Origin of the sequence: Actinopolymorpha sp. B9G3 (assembly GCF_040120725.1) — a bacterium.
In the GTDB taxonomy this organism is placed as follows: Bacteria; Actinomycetota; Actinomycetes; order Propionibacteriales; family Actinopolymorphaceae; genus Thermasporomyces.
Genome location: NZ_JBEEAB010000001.1, coordinates 606824 through 621783 on the forward strand (window position 1 = coordinate 606824; position 14960 = coordinate 621783).

10 protein-coding genes are annotated in these 14960 nt (G+C 63.8%); 6 read left to right on the forward strand and 4 right to left on the reverse strand.

The features are described 5' to 3' along the window. Positions 1 to 7 precede the first annotated feature (7 nt). The 5 genes from ABNF93_RS02695 (at position 8) to ABNF93_RS02710 (ending at position 7697) form a co-directional block, all read left to right on the forward strand. Positions 8 to 1120 carry a polysaccharide biosynthesis C-terminal domain-containing protein gene (locus tag ABNF93_RS02695; protein ID WP_349325879.1) on the forward strand — a complete coding sequence of 371 codons (1113 nt, stop codon included), beginning with the start codon at positions 8 to 10 and terminating at the stop codon, positions 1118 to 1120. Next, positions 1117 to 2229, forward strand: coding sequence for a non-hydrolyzing UDP-N-acetylglucosamine 2-epimerase (gene wecB, locus ABNF93_RS02700; protein ID WP_349325880.1), 1113 nt, complete (start codon positions 1117 to 1119; stop codon positions 2227 to 2229). Before ABNF93_RS02695 ends, wecB begins: the two co-directional genes overlap by 4 nt. Positions 2230 to 4478: 2249 nt before the next feature. Beyond that, entirely contained in the window at positions 4479 to 5840 is a 1362-nt protein-coding gene (locus ABNF93_RS02705; RefSeq protein WP_349325881.1) for an O-antigen ligase family protein, read from the forward strand. Positions 5841 to 6312: 472 nt separating this feature from the next. Next, positions 6313 to 6957: a glycosyltransferase gene (locus ABNF93_RS34805; RefSeq protein WP_502877527.1), complete on the forward strand. Its 645-nt coding sequence runs from the start codon at positions 6313 to 6315 to the stop codon at positions 6955 to 6957. Positions 6958 to 6971: 14 nt separating this feature from the next. Continuing rightward, entirely contained in the window at positions 6972 to 7697 is a 726-nt protein-coding gene (locus ABNF93_RS02710; protein WP_349325976.1) for a glycosyltransferase, read from the forward strand. 190 nt (positions 7698 to 7887) lie between these two features. Here the strand turns inward: ABNF93_RS02710 and ABNF93_RS02715 are convergent, their stop codons facing one another. The 4 genes from ABNF93_RS02715 to ABNF93_RS02730 all read right to left on the reverse strand — a co-directional run bounded on the left by ABNF93_RS02715 (position 7888) and on the right by ABNF93_RS02730 (position 13266). Beyond that, positions 7888 to 8829, reverse strand: a complete 942-nt coding sequence (locus tag ABNF93_RS02715) for an NAD-dependent epimerase/dehydratase family protein (RefSeq protein WP_349325882.1) — start codon at positions 8827 to 8829, stop codon at positions 7888 to 7890. After that, entirely contained in the window at positions 8826 to 10094 is a 1269-nt protein-coding gene (locus tag ABNF93_RS02720; RefSeq protein WP_349325883.1) for a glycosyltransferase family 4 protein, read from the reverse strand. Before ABNF93_RS02720 ends, ABNF93_RS02715 begins: the two co-directional genes overlap by 4 nt. Then, complete coding sequence (locus ABNF93_RS02725; RefSeq protein ID WP_349325884.1) at positions 10091 to 11227, reverse strand: MraY family glycosyltransferase; 1137 nt, start codon at positions 11225 to 11227, stop codon at positions 10091 to 10093. Before ABNF93_RS02725 ends, ABNF93_RS02720 begins: the two co-directional genes overlap by 4 nt. 164 nt (positions 11228 to 11391) lie before the next feature. Then, a complete protein-coding gene (locus ABNF93_RS02730; RefSeq protein WP_349325885.1) occupies positions 11392 to 13266 on the reverse strand; it encodes a polysaccharide biosynthesis protein in 1875 nt (624 codons plus the stop codon). 140 nt (positions 13267 to 13406) lie between these two features. Between ABNF93_RS02730 and ABNF93_RS02735 the strand changes: the two genes are divergently transcribed. Then, the gene (locus ABNF93_RS02735; protein WP_349325886.1) at positions 13407 to 14954 is read left to right on the forward strand and encodes a tyrosine-protein kinase domain-containing protein; all 1548 of its coding nucleotides are present in this window, start codon (positions 13407 to 13409) and stop codon (positions 14952 to 14954) included. Positions 14955 to 14960: the final 6 nt, after the last annotated feature.

Below are 14960 nucleotides of genomic sequence, written 5' to 3' on the forward strand. Positions count from 1 at the left end.
GGTTGGTGTGAAGGTTGCAGTCACGGGCGCGATGGGTTTCCTCGGCTGGCATGTCTGTTGCCGCCTGCGGGCCGTCCATGGAGTGGAGCCCCTGCGCATCGGCCGTGCGGAGCTTGCCGACCAGATGCTCCTCCACGACGCGTTGTCTCGCGCCGACATCGTGCTCCACCTCGCGGGCGTCAATCGCGCCGACAGCGACGCCGAGGTTGAAGACGGAAACGTAGAGATTGCCGATCGGCTGGCCGCAGCGGTGTGCCGTCTTCGGCACCGAATGACGATTGTGAACGCCAACAGCATCCAGTCAGGAACCGACACCGCATACGGCCGGGGCAAGAGGAAGGCTGCCGCGGTACTCGCAACCGTGTGTAAGGCGTCGAGGGTGAGGTTCGTGGACGTCCGCCTACCGAACCTGTTCGGCGAGCACGGACTGCCGCACTACAACTCGTTCGTGGCGACGTTCGCCGCCGAGGTGGCCGCAGACCGTCGCCCAAGCGTTACGAACGACCGCGAGATCCCGTTGCTGCACGTCCAGGACGCGGCGGCGGCATTGATCCGTGCCGGCGAACAGACCGAGTTGGGCGAACTGCGACCTCGAGGCGAACCGGTGCTGGTCTCGTGGGTGGCCGACACCCTGGCGAGGCTTCACGACCGATATCGCACTGGCGAGATGGCGGAGTTGAGCTCACGGCTCACGGTCAACCTCTTCAACACCTATCGCGCATTCCGGTTCCCCGACATGTTCCCGGTCGCTCCCGACCTGCATGCGGACGAGCGCGGGGTGTTGACGGAGATCGTGCGTGCGCACGGCGGGACGAGTCAGTCGTTCGTCTCGACGACACGTGCGGGACAGACGCGGGGCGACCACTACCACCTACACAAGGTTGAGCGCTTCTTCGTGCTCAAGGGGTCGGCCCGGATCAACCTGCGCCGCCTCTTACACGACGAGGTGGTTTCCTTCCACCTCTCCGGTGACACTCCGGCGTACGTCGACATGCCCACCTTGTGGGTGCACAACATCGAGAATGTGGGAGACGACGAGTTGGTGACGGTCTTCTGGTCCGACCAGCTCCTCGATCCCACAAACCCTGACCAGTATCCCGAGCGTGTGATGCAGCGATGATCAAGGTGATGACGATCGTCGGAACCCGTCCAGAGATCATCCGCCTCAGCCGCGTAATGTCGCGCCTCGACCAGACAGTCGACCACGTGATCGTGCACACCGGCCAGAACTACGACCACCAGCTGAACCAAGTGTTCTTCGACGACCTCGCCCTCCGGCCACCGGACCACTACCTCGCAGTAGACACGTCCTCCCTCGGCACTGTGCTCGGCGAGACGCTCATCAAGACCGAGCAGGTGTTGAAGGCCGAGAGGCCGGACGCCGTGCTGGTGCTAGGCGACACCAATTCGTGCATAGCGCTACTGATGGCCAAGCGGATGAAGATCCCCACCTACCACATGGAGGCCGGCAACCGCTGTTTCGACGAGAACGTCCCGGAGGAGACCAACCGGCGGCTCGTCGATCATATCGCCGACTTCAACTTGGCCTACACCGAGCACGCGCGCCGCAATCTGTTGGCCGAAGGCCTGCACCCGCGGCGCGTCCTCGTGACCGGGTCACCCATGCGCGAGGTGCTAGAGCACTATCGACCTCAGATTGATTCGTCCGACACCTTGGCCACACTGGGCCTCGAGCCGGGCAAGTTTTTCCTGGTCAGCACTCATCGAGAGGAGAACGTCGACTCACCCCAGCGGCTCGAGATGCTGCTCAAATGCCTTGTGGCGGTGCATCAAAGGTGGGGAATGCCAATAATCGTCAGCACTCATCCCCGGACCCGCAAGCGCCTCGACGCACTCGCCCTAGACTTGGACGGGGTTGACGTACGATGGCTCGGACCGTTTGGCTTCCATGACTACAACAAGCTTCAATTGGAAGCTGCTTGCGTGCTCTCCGATAGCGGCACGATCGTCGAGGAGTCAACGCTGCTCGGATTCCCCGCTGTCAGTCTCCGAGAATCGACAGAACGACCTGAGAGCTTCGACGCGGGATCCCTCATCCTTGGTGGGACATCGCCCCTGACGGTAGATGCAGCACTCAGCCACGCCCTTCAAACGGACCGTCCGGCCATTCCACACGAATACATGGTTACCAATACGTCAACGCGTGTGCTGCACTTTATTCAATCCACCGCACCTCTACACCGCACGTGGTCGGGCCTGCATCAATGACTAGGATAGTGATCGCAGAGCCTGGATCTGGTGGCCATCGGCTGGTCTACGTTCGAATTCTAGCCGAAGAGGCAGTATCCGCCGGTCTTGACGCCGCACTGTGCTTGGGAAACGTCGAGCGAGAGCCCGAGTATCTTCGCCATGTGCGGCCACTTTCCGGCGCCGTGCACGTTCGACACAGCTGGTCCGGGTCCCTACCCGAACTTGAAGACCATAGTAGTCAACAAGAGGCAGACCTCACTGTCGTACCTCATGGCGACGTCCTCTTACGCGAATTAGCCATTCGCGGATGGCGGGGACGTGGTGAACTGAGTCTCCTGATCATGCGAGACCCGCGAGGCGAGTCGTTCCGCCCATCGCGTTGGATCAAGGGGCGGGTCAAGCTCTCCGCAGCCGCACTTGTCAGCACGAGGCGCAACGTCCACCTGTCCTGGCTGGGTCAAGCCGGGGATGCCCCTACCCGGCTGGGTCAGCCTGTTGTTGTCGATCCCTACATCGCTAGCGTGACTCGGCGCGAGACACAGGAAATGGCGGACAAGTTCAGAACTCAGCACGGCATGCATGACTCTCACCTGTGGGTGGGTGCCGTTGGGTCCTTGTCGCATCGAAAGAATATCCCCCTAATCCTCAAGGCAATGCGCCAAGCACGATCGCGCACCGATCTGCCCATTGGATTCATCCTTGCAGGCCCTCGACTGAAGGACTGCGACTGGAGCGAGCTCGACCTTTGCCGTACCGCCGCAAAAGCGAAGCTCGAATACCGAAGAGTAGATCGAGTCATGACGAACGACGAACTCAACACGGTGGTGAGTGCCTCCGGAGTGATTGTGACTGCGTACTCAGTCCACTACCCGAATTCTACCCTCATTAAGGCTAGGTCCCTTGGGGTGCGAGCAGTTGTCGCCGGTGATACATTCACACGAGACCGCGTAAAGGGCCTGAATGGCGTCTTCAGCTGCCGTCTTGACGTGGACAGTATCGCCGAGGCAATTATCCGAGCCGCGCATTCAGCATGCCCTCAGCCGTCTGAAGAATACGACTCTCGCGCCTTTGCCTCGCGCCTCTTTCTAGGAGCACTGCGGTGAACCCGAAACGTGCGCACGGCAACTTCACTCTTGCGCTCGCTAGCACCTCTGGGGCGCGCCTTCTCGGAGGCCTCCTGCAGGCCGTCACATTACTGCTCGTGGCGCGCGCACTCGGACCGGGCGATCTGGGCAGATTTCTGGAAGCGTTCACGATTGGCGCCTTCTTCGCCGGGCTCGGAACCGCAGGTTCAATATCGTTGGCACTGCGGGTCGGCTCAGAGAAGGATGCGCAGCGCACTCGAGCCAGTTGCCTCCAATGGGGGTTGGGACTCACAATCGCAGTTACCACATGCCTATTGGCGACGCTAACCGCCTTCCGTTCCGGACTTCTCCTGACGGCTGCGGGTCTCATTTGGGCAGCAGCTGAGATTTCCGGTGACCTTTGGACCGCAACGATGTCGGGCAGGATGCAATTCGGCCGCGCCGCAGCGTTCATTTTGGTGAGACGAGGCACCCTAGCATTGCTTGTCTCAGTTTTGGCTGTTGACGCGAGGTCTGCTTGTGTCGCGATTCTAGGGCACAGCTTGGCTGTCGTTCTCGGTTGCACGCTGGTGTCCTTGAGCTTCGGACGGCCATGCGGGCTCGTCGAGTATGTTCGCGCTGTCTACGGATACTGGACTGCAAGTGCTGCCGCACAACTCTCACTGCTCGACGTCCCAGTCGTAGCGCTCGTAACTTCGTCAACGGTTACTGGCCTATACGCTGCTGGGGTTCGACTAGCCAGCCCGGTAATGGTCTTCAGCTCCTCCCTTCAGAGCGTGTTCGTGCCATCGATGGCTATCGGCGGCCAGACCTCGCGTGCCACTCTAAAATTGTCGGTCGCACTCGCCGTCATAGTCGGCCTACTTGCGTTACCAGCGAGCCTTATCGCTCCTGTGCTGCTTGGCTCGGACTATCACGGCATCACATGGTTGATGTTTGCAGCAGTCGTAGCAGCAGGAATATCGTTGGTGAGTCAGGCGCTGCTGTCTGAGTTTGTGTCGACGGGCCGCCCCACGATTGCAGCGCGGGGGATTCTGATTGGGACGTTGGTCGGGCTACTAAGCCTTGCAGTGCTCGGAGCGACGCTAGGTTGGATTGGCCTGTCCGTTGCCTTGATTCTCATGCAAGTGAGCATTCTTGGTTGTCTCGTCACCTCTTTACGCCGGACCCCGGGAGTGTGCGATGAAGCACTCGCTAGCTAGCTGGGGCGCACTCTGGTTCGGAGTGCCACTGGGTGCGATCCTGATGGCATACGCTGCGGCGACAGGTCTGGCACTGGCGGTGATGTTCGCGTTCATTGTCATTGTCGCACTCGCCTGGCCACCCGCTCGCCTGCAGGTAACCCTCTGGGGTGGCGCCTTCGCCTTTGCGAGTGGCGGGTTGAGTTTGCCCAAGTTGGGCTACTTACTATTCCTCTTGTGCCTAGGTCTCACTTCGGTGGTCCGACTCGGCCGAGATGCGCCCAGCGAGAGAGTCCGAAAGTCCGAGGTAGACGCTCTTGCCTACTTTACGCTGCTTAGCTGCTGCATAGCCATCGGTATCGGGAAAGGGCTCGCCCATGGCGCACCGCTCGAATGGCTGCTCCGCGACGCGTCTACGTATGTAATGCTGGCCGCATCCCTTCCTGTTGGTATCGGGCTCGCTAGGACGACTACCAAGCGACAGGCACTGCCGTCACTATACGCATTCGCTGGATTGTCGGCGGCAGCCTTCTGCTTGAACATTCTAACGGCGCGAGGCGAAAGCGCGATCGAGTTGTCCCGCTTTGCCGCCGGGTCGATGCTGGTAGTGGGGGTGGGAGTAGCAGTCGCTGCGGCGCGCGTTGCCGCGGGCAATTCCGGCTGGTTGTTGGTCGCCTACAGCGGAGTCTTGATTGGCCTGGTTCTGGTCTCAGGTACTCGCACGGGCTTGACGCTCTTGGCCGCCTTTGCAGCGGTTGCCGCGACACGGAAACTCTTTGGGGGGCGAACCGGCATTGTCCGTCAACTGTTCGTGGTTGGAGGAGTATTGGCAATAGGTACGCTCGTGTTCGCTCCGCTCGTCACTGATGGCGATTTCCTAGCAAGTCGCGTGGAGGCAACGAGGACTGTCATATCTGAAGGTCTAGAAAGGGATCAATCGGCGATTGAGCGCGCTACCGAGTACGGCATCGGCCTGCGAATGTCCGAGGAGCATCCACTGCTAGGCGCGGGGTTCGGGGTCGTCACAAGTAACATAGGCCCTGACGGTGTGCCGACAAGCTTCTATCTGGACACGCCACTCCTGTTACCCGCGAAGTTCGGATGGCTCGGCAGCGCGGTATTCGTCGCTGCTGTGGCATTCGGAGTGCGAAGCATTTGGCGGAGCAGGCCCCCTACGGACAGCGGCCCCGACTGGCGAGCTCTAGCCACCATAGGAACTCTCGTAGCTTGGGCCGCGGTTATACCTTTCGGTGCCATCTCCGAAGATAAGGGCCTCGGTTTGGGAATCATACTTCTGTACACGGCCTGTGCATCCAGGAGGCGTGAGGGTGATAGGCGGAAGGCGATGTCGAATGTCGCATAAGGAGATCGAGGTGCTCCTGGTCTATCCGTACCTGGCGCACTATCGGTATGGCGTGCTGTCGGCGTTGGATAACGACTCCAGGATCAAGCTAACCATTGCCGCAGCCCCGGATGCCGGCGCTACTGGTGTCGATGTCCTGCCCCATGAACTCTTCCAGTCGACCGTTGAGTTGAGGAACGTCTGGCGTGGGAGTCTGCTATGGCAGCGCGGCGTCCTTGCTAGGTGTCTTCGCTCACGGCACGACGTGTTCATCTTTGTTGGCTCCGCTCACTTCTTGTCAACTTGGTTGGGCGCGGCGATATGCAGGCTACGTCGCAGGCGCGTGCTCTTCTGGACCATCGGATGGCACAGGCCCGACCAGGCGATACGGCGTCGGGTGCGGCTCTGCTTCTATCGGCTGGCAAATCACCTTCTTCTGTATGGCCAGTGGGGACGGGATCTCGGTCGACAAATGGGCTATCCGAGTAATCGAATGTCGGTCATTGGAAATAGCCTCACCGTCCGGAACGTCACCGAACCAGCGGTCTCTCTACCTTTTGCTCCATGCGGCAGTGGAGGCGGAAGTATTGTGATAGGAGCGGTCGTTAGGCTGATCGCCGCGAAACAGTTGGATGTAGCAGTCAGAGCGTCCGCTATTCTTCGATCGAGGGGCAAGGACGTATCCGTGCTGTTGGTGGGGGATGGCCCCGAGAAGATTCCTCTAGCTCGTCTGGCGAGAGAGCTGGAGGTGCCCTGCACCTTCGTTCGACCGATTTATGGCGAGGCGAATCTGAAAGAGGTCTATGAAGTCTTGGACTTAACCGTAGTGCCAGGTCCCATCGGGTTGACAGCCATTCAGAGCATGGCGTTTGGCGTCCCAGTCGCAACCCATGGAGACCATCTACAACAGGGTCCCGAGGCGGCGAGTGTGCGGGACGGCGAGACGGGATTTTTGCATCACCGCAACTCACCGGAGGATACTGCGAATGCGATTGGACGCTACCTGAGTCTCAACCCGGAAGGGATCGCTAAGATGCGTTCCAACTGCCTAAGGGAGGTCAGAACCCGATGGAGTCCTGGCCTGTCAGCCTCTCGGATCGTCACGCAGGTTCGGGCAGTGGTCGGAGTTGACTCGTGACGACGTCTGTCTGTATGGCTACATTCAACGGTGTGCCCTATGTGCAGGAGCAAATTGCCTCGATCCTTGATGAACTCGGTCGGGATGATGAAGTTGTAGTTGTTGATGATTGCAGTGAGGATTCAACGGTTTCGGTACTGCGAGCCATTCGCGATCCGCGCGTGAAGATTCACACGCAGGAGGTGAATCTCGGCCACGTGAAGACATTCGAGCGGGCCATCGGGCTTGCGCGCGGCGACCTAATTCTGTTCGCTGACCAAGACGACATTTGGGTGGCTGGGCGCGTTGAGAAGATTACTCGTCACTTGCGCGAGGGGGCGGTAGTTGCGTCCAATCTTAGGTCTATGGAGGGCCAACCTACGGCGCATCGGCATCGGGATCTCCGCGCCCGGGAGAAGGGCCAAGGCTTGAGGTGTCTCTGGAGGCTGATGGTTGGCACCATTCCGTATTACGGGTGCGCCATGGGTTTGCGAGCGGACTTTCTCGATGTCGCTATGCCCTTTCCCCGGTTCGCCCCGAGCCATGATCTCTGGATCGCTATTGCCGCTAACGTGGCGGGCGAAATGTCGCACCTAGAGGACGTCACTGTCCATCGACGGGTGCACACCCGCAACATTTCGGCGGTCAGCCGGCGATCTCTGCCATCGGTGGCGTTGAGCAGGTGGCGGTTTCTCTGTTGTATGCTCGTTGCGGCAAGGCGGTCTTTTCGGGTTGGACGGCTTCGCAAGGCCAGTCACTAGGCACGGCGGAGCCGATCCCAGGCATGTCTCGACCAAAGCCTCTTTCGAGTTCCGATGGTGGTGAGCGGCGCGCCGGCGCAAAGCTGCGCCCGGGTGAGAGGTCCATCGGGGCGCTTACCAGCGGGGAGGGCGGTGCTCAACGCGCCGCTCGTCGAGCCCCCTCCTAGCTCAGTCACAGGCTGTCTCCCAGTCATGCACTCGGCTGCACGGTCGATGCCAGCCGGCGCCAACCCTCTTCGCCCACAGGCGGCCGCCAACCCTTCGTCGCCAGCCAGCCCCTCTCCTGGTCCTGGCCGAACCACACCATCTCGAGCCGGCGTGCGTGACCCGCGACCTTGACGTGCTGCCTGCCGGCCCAGCTGGCCGCTGTCACCAGACTTCGGGCGACACCTGTCGGGACGCGGCGCGGCTCGCGGCCGCCCAGGACTCGGAGCAGTCCGGCCGTCGTCAACCCTTCCCAGGGCTGGAGGACGATCGGTGGCGGCGTTTCCAGACACGTGGCGACAAACGCGACGGCAGCGCCCACGTTGTCGACCAGGACCTGCGGAGTCGGACTCTGGCCCTCTCCTGCGACCGATGCGGCCTTCGATGCGGCCAGGCGGGCCAGGCTTTGCGTGACGGACCGGCTGGGCCCGTGCACCGATGTGGGCCGGAACAGCACAGTGTGCGGGTGGGGACCCATGCGCTGCAGGCTCTCCTCGGCAAGCACCTTCGACCGGGAGTACGCGGAGAACGGATGCCGGTCGTCCGACTCGTCGAGCCTGTGGCGTCGTCCCTGCACTGCAGCCGAACTCACGTGGATGAGTCTCTTCACCCTGACCCTGCGGCACGCGCGTTGGACGACCAGTGGAAGTAGGGCGTTCGCGCCGCACAGCGAACGCCAGTCGCCGCCAGTAGCATCCGCGACCCCGGCCGCGTTGACTACGCAGTCAGCTCCGTCGAGGCAGCGGCTGAGCTCATCCATCAGGTCGTCTCGGGCTGACAGCTGCGCGAGAAGGTCATCGCTGGTCGTACCGCTGGAGGTCAGTCGAGGCGCCAGGACCCTGTGCACGTCGATTCCCGACTCGCGGAGATGTTCCGTGATCGCGGTGCCGACGAATCCGGTCGCGCCAAGGACAGCGACGGCCGTCATCGCAGCGCTCCTCGGTGAGCCCTTCGGGCGGCCTTGCGACCATGCCGGGCCGTGCTTGCCCTGCCCAGCGTGTCGGCCAGACGCGTGGCGCCCACCGATCGCGACAGATGCCGGTGGTAGTAGGCGAAACCGTTGTCTCCCATTGCCGAACGCTTCTGCGTCGAGGCCGACGCCATGTCTGCGATCGCTGCCGCCAGAACGGTTGGCTGGCCTGGCACCACCGAGATACCGGCGTCCGCCTCGGCAACAAGCTGGGCCGCGGCGCCGGGAGCTGCGCAGACGATCGGGGCGGCGCACGCCATCGCTGCCTGGACCTTGCTGGGCAGGGTCGTGGCCAGGAAGGGGTCTCCGCGCAACGACACGAGCTGGGCGTCCGCCGACGCGATCACCTCGGCCATGTCGGACAGGTTCCGTGCAGGAGCGAACCGAACGGTCTTCTCCAGGCCGAGGTTCGCGACCCGACTGCGCAGCCCGGACTCGGCAACGCCTCGACCGACGAACGTCAGGCGTACGTCGTCACGATCGCGCAGGAGATGCATCGCGTCGATGGCATTGCCGAGGCCCTGGACCTCGCCGAGACCGCCGGCGTACATCAACTCGAACCGCGCGCGATCAGTGCGCTGATCACGTACGGGCCTGAAGACCCCTTCGTCCACCCAGTTGTAGACCGTGACCAGCTTGTCGTCGTCGACCCCACGGTCCAGGAGCAGGTCGCGCATGGCGGGTGAGATTGCCACGACCGCACTGGCCCGGCGGTAGATGCTGTCGCAGTAGCGGGAGAGTTGCCTGGTCATGAAGCGGTTCGCGCGCTGGCTACCGACGAAGCCACTCGCGGTGACCGAGTCGGGCCAGAGGTCCTGCACGTACAGAACGAACGGCACGCGAGCCACCGCGTTCAGGAAGACGGCAGGAATGGCCACGGTCGCGGGCGTGCAGTAGACGAGGCAGACGTCGCAGGCCGCGAGCGCCAGCGCGGCCGCGGTCGCCGACGCGGCGAACGACACGTAGCTCGCGATCCGCTTCTTGGCAGAGTCATCGTGGTTCGGATAGTGCAGGACTCGGGTCAGGCGGGCGCCATCGACGGTCTCCCGCCGGACCAGCCCACGCGGCCGAGGCTCGAGGAAGCGTCCGGTCGGATAGTTGGGAAACGCAGTCAGGACGGTCACGTCGTGACCGGCATCGACCAACGCGTTCGCGACTGCGGTCGGATGTGCGGCCGCACCCGGCTCGGGGCTGTACCACTGGGTGATGACGCCGATCTTCACTGCCTGGTCAACTCCCTACGGCCAGGTTGGGCGGATCGACTATGGCGACCGGGCTCACTCCCTGAAGCCGGCATCATTCCGTGGACCGAGCGGGGGGGCAGAGCGACGCCATCCGGTTGGACCGAGGGAGCAACCGGTGGTGGCAGGGAGGTCTGCGTGCCGTGGATCGCCTGCGGCAGAAGGAGGTAGCAGACCGCGCCGATGACAAGGAGCAGCAGCCCGACCGCCACGTCCACACTGTTGGCCACCATCGACACCGCGCAGCAAGCGAGCGCCGCGAACGCTGACAACATCGACGACTGGGTGTGGCTCCAGCCCCCGTCGACGAGGCGCTGGTAAACGTGGTCGCGGTGCGCCTGGCGCCAGGGCTGGCCGGTCGCAATCCGGCGCGTCAGCGTCCAGCCGGTGTCGACGACGTACACGAGAAGCGGCGCTGCCGCCGACCACAACGGCACGCCTGCTACGGCCGCCCACAGGGCGAGTCCGGCGAGCGACATGCCGATGGCATAAGCACCCACATCGCCAAGGAAGACCCGGGCCCGCGGCAGGTTCCACGGAAGGAACCCGGCGCCGGCGCCAGCGACGGCCAGGCCGAGGACTCCGAGTTGCTCGACCTGCCACTCCCAGCCGACGTAGACATACCAGCTGCCGGCGACCACAGCGGTGAACGCCGAAATGCCGTTGATGCCGTCCATGAAGTTGTATGCGTTCGTGAAACCAGCGAGCCAGATGGCAGCGAGGACGACCAGCAGGCCGAACTCGAGTCCCGTCAGTTCCGGTGCGCCAGACCGGAACACCCACAGCGCGAGGGCGAGACCCAGCGCGAGCTGGATCGCCAGTCGAAGGAGTACACCGACGCTCCGTAGGTCGTCGGCGAGACCGAGCAGAGCGGAGAGGCCCAGAGCGACGGCGACGACCGCCCAAGGTATGGGCAGTCCGACGAGCCAACCGGCGATGACGCCCAGCCAAACGCCGCCCACCACCGCGATGCCTCCGCCGCGGGCCGTGGGCGACCGGTGTGAGGAACGCCCGTTGGGGACGTCGACAACGTACCGGCGCAGCACTGGCAGCAGCACTCCCTGCAGACTGATACAGGCCAGCCCGGAAGCCAGGACGATCGCTGCCGTGGTCACCGTGCCACCCCCTGTACACAACACCCACGCGTCACCAGACGAGCCCAGCGACACACTCCAGCGTGTAGTTGATTAACCACAATATGTAACCATTAAACGCCCGCGCGCGGCACCAGGTTGCGAAAGGCGATCCGCACACTTCCGGCCAGTGCTCCCGATCGCTTTCAGCCGGTTGAGAGAGCTGCCGCTTTGGCGGTGCCTAGGGGAACGTCGCTGGGCACTCCGGTGCCGTCGACCATCTCCATGCAGGTCGCCCGAAGCGTCGAGGTCGCTGCCTGGGGTCCGCCGTTCACGTCGATCTTGCGAAGCGCCGCGGGTGGAACCGGTGGCACGGTGACATGCGACACCAACGGATGCATCGGGCGGTGGTCGCGCTCTCCGCCACCGAGCAACTCCTCATGCAATTTCTCGCCGTCGCGCAAGCCGGTATAGACGATCTCAATGCGCCGGCCCGACGCCTCGATCAGCTGGCGGGCAACGTCAGCGATACGGACCGGCTCACCCATGTCGAGAACGAGAGCCTCGCCGCCCGACCCTATGGCGGCCGCCTGGATCACCAGTTGCACAGCCTCCTGCACGGTCATGAAGTAGCGGGTCACGTCGGGGTGGGTCACCGTCACCGGTCCACCTGCCTCGACCTGTGCGGTGAACGCCGTGAGGACCGAGCCCCGACTCCCGAGCACATTGCCGAACCGGACACTGACAAAGCTGCCGTACGAGTCCCTCGCCGCGCCCGCCGTCAGCCCTTCGGCAATCCGTTTCGAGTAACCCAGCACGCTACTCGGGTTCGCCGCCTTGTCGGTCGAGATGTTGACGAACCGCGCGACTCCCGCCGCCTTCGCCGCCTCCAGGACCGCGAGAGTTCCCCAGACATTCGTCTTGACTGCCTCAACGGGGTACTGCTCGAGCATTGGCAGGTGCTTGAGCGCGGCCGCGTGAAAGACCACCTCTGGGCACCGCTGCCGGAAGAGCCCCATCATCCGCTCGGCGTCGCGAATGTCGGCGAGGACAACGTCGGGCGTGTCCAGGAGTGCCACGCCCTTGACGGCGAGCTGGACCGCGTGCAGGGCGGACTCGTCATGGTCAACCATGATCAGCTCAGCGGGCGCGAACTGCCCGATCTGCCGGCACAGTTCCGAACCGATCGAACCTCCGGCGCCGGTGACAAGGACCCGTCGTCCTGCGAGGTATCCAGCGACCGCGCCGACGTCGGTGTCGATCTGGTGACGGCCGAGCAGGTCGGTCGGCTGGATCTCGCGGACGTCGGTGACCCCGACTCGGCCATCGAGGAGCTCAGCGACCCGTGGCACCACCTTGAGGTCAAGCCGGAGTTCCGCCGCTCGCTGCCCGATCGCCCGGATCAGCTCACTACCCGCACTCGGGATCGCGACGATCACGGTGCGGCAAGCTGTCTGCGACACCACGTGGTCCAGATCGCGGGAGGTACCAAGAACGGGAACACCGCGGATCCGCAGGTGCCGCAGCTGCCGGTCGTCGTCGATCAGACCTACCGGGAACCACCCGCTGGCGGGGTCTCGCATCATGGAGTCGATGAGCTGACGTCCACCGTCACCCGCTCCGAGAATCAGCGCGGGTGTGCCCCCCGGGCGTCGCAGCCGGAAGATGCCGAGTTCACGCAACCAGCGCCAGCCCGCCCTGCCCGCCGCTCCGAGAGCGAGTGCCATGAACGTGGCGGCAACCGGTACCGAGCGCGGCACCAGAAGTTCCGCCGCGAGCGCGTTGACAGTGGCGATCACTATGCCAACTGACCCTGTCACTGCGCCGAGAACGACCATCTCCTCGAAGCTGCCCAGCATGCTCCGGCCCTGGTGGAGTCGTACGATCCAGCCGATCTGAACCTGAAGCACGGCCGCGAGCCCGGCTAGGCCAAGTGTGCCGACCCACGGAAGGGGCCGGTCGACAAGGTCCACTCGCAGCGCCGCAAACGCCACCAGCGCGATCAGCCAGGCTATGCAGTCCAGCGAGGCGAGGACGACGACCCGCCATTTCCGTAGTAGTGCGTCGAGCTCGCTCGGCATCCAGCTCTCCCCCGTGTTACCGCGAATCAGTTCCCCGTACTACCCATCGCCTGGGGACGCCAGGCCAATGTAGCCGTGTTCGCACTGTGCGTAGCCAAAGTCTCAAAAGCTTCAGAAGCCCGCGTTTAGCACGGAGGAGGATGCAGAAAACTCAAGTGGACCGGCGGTGGGCCGGACTACGGCAACGGGAGATCGGACGCCGCCCAGTGGACCTACGCGACTACCTCAAGGTGCTCAAACGCCGCTGGATCGTGATCGCCCTCAGCGGTCTGCTTGCGGTCGGCGCCGCCGCTGTCGTGACCCTGCAGACGACGCCGCAGTACGCCTCGACGGTGCGGCTCTTCGTCTCGGTGCCGGAGTCCGACGCGGCAGCTGCGTACCAGGGCGGGTTGTTCTCCGAACAACGCGCAGCCTCCTACGCCGACCTGGTGACCGGGCCCGAGCTTGCCGATCGCGTGGTCGACAGGCTGGACCTCGACCAGGATGCCGAGTCGCTGGGCAACCAGATCACGGCGACCGTGGTTCCCAAGACGGTGATCCTCAACGTCACGGTCACCGACCCTGACCGCATCCGCGCGAGCATGCTCGCCGGCGCCGTGGGCAGGGAGTTCGTCGCCTTCGTCGGCGAGCTCGAGACGTCACCCGGTGCCAAGAGCTCACGTCCAGCGATCAAAGCCAGCATTCTCGGCGTCCCCCGCACACCAGACCAGCCAGTCTCACCGCAACCGGTCCGCAACATAGGCATCGCCGCATTGCTCGGCGTTCTCCTGGGCGTGGGCATTGCCGCACTGCGGGAGAGCCTCGACACAACGCTGCGCAGCGCGGACGACCTGGCCAACCTCGCCGACGCGCCCGTGCTTGGGTCCATACCGTTCGACCCGGAGGCGAAGGAGAAGAAGCTCATCACCTCCCTCGAGCCACACGCTCCGAGGGTGGAGGCGTTCAAGGTTCTCCGCACCAACCTGCAGTTCGTCGGCATCGACCAGCCGAACAAGATCTTCGTCGTCACCAGTTCCGTGCCAGGCGACGGCAAGACCACCAACGCGTGCAACCTCGCCGCCACTCTCGCGCAGGCCGGGCAACGAGTCGTGCTGGTCGAAGCCGACCTCCGCCGGCCACGGGTCGGCGAGTACACCGGCCTCGAGTCCGCCCTCGGACTCACGACCGTCCTCATCGGCCGTACCCGGCTCGAGTCAGCCATACAGAGATGGGGACCGGACGGCATCCCCGTCCTCACCAGCGGCGTCCTCCCACCCGACCCGGCCGAACTTCTCCACTCCCGCGCACTCGCCGAACTCCTCGCCAAACTCCGGGAACACTTCGACTCGATCATCATCGACGCCCCACCGCTGCTCCCGGTGACCGACGCCGGCATCCTCGCCACCCAAGCCGACGGCACCCTGCTCGTCGTCCGCTACGGCAAGACCACCCACGACCAGATCCGCGGATCCGTCGCCCGCCTGAACTCGGTCAACGCCCGACTCATCGGCACCCTGCTCAACCGGAGCCCGCAGAAGGGCGACGGTGGAAAGTACGGCTACGGCTACGGCTACGGCACCGGCTATGCCCCAGTAACCCGCCGCCGACGAGCCGACAGTGACTACGTACGGCAGCTCGCTCGACCGTGGACGGGCTCTCCCGACCGGACGAGCGCCCAGAAGGGCGGCGCGCGGTCCGGCGCCAGCTGACCCTCA

Excerpts from the sequence above, each read along its gene's own strand:
- wecB (WP_349325880.1), top strand. The coding sequence starts at position 1,117 with ATGATCAAGGTGATGACGATCGTCGGAACCCGTCCAGAGATCATCCGC.
- ABNF93_RS02705 (WP_349325881.1), top strand. The coding sequence starts at position 4,479 with ATGAAGCACTCGCTAGCTAGCTGGGGCGCACTCTGGTTCGGAGTGCCA.
- ABNF93_RS34805 (WP_502877527.1), top strand. The coding sequence starts at position 6,313 with ATGTCGGTCATTGGAAATAGCCTCACCGTCCGGAACGTCACCGAACCA.
- ABNF93_RS02710 (WP_349325976.1), top strand. The coding sequence starts at position 6,972 with ATGGCTACATTCAACGGTGTGCCCTATGTGCAGGAGCAAATTGCCTCG.
- ABNF93_RS02715 (WP_349325882.1), bottom strand. The coding sequence starts at position 8,829 with ATGACGGCCGTCGCTGTCCTTGGCGCGACCGGATTCGTCGGCACCGCG.
- ABNF93_RS02730 (WP_349325885.1), bottom strand. The coding sequence starts at position 13,266 with ATGCCGAGCGAGCTCGACGCACTACTACGGAAATGGCGGGTCGTCGTC.
- ABNF93_RS02735 (WP_349325886.1), top strand. The coding sequence starts at position 13,407 with ATGCAGAAAACTCAAGTGGACCGGCGGTGGGCCGGACTACGGCAACGG.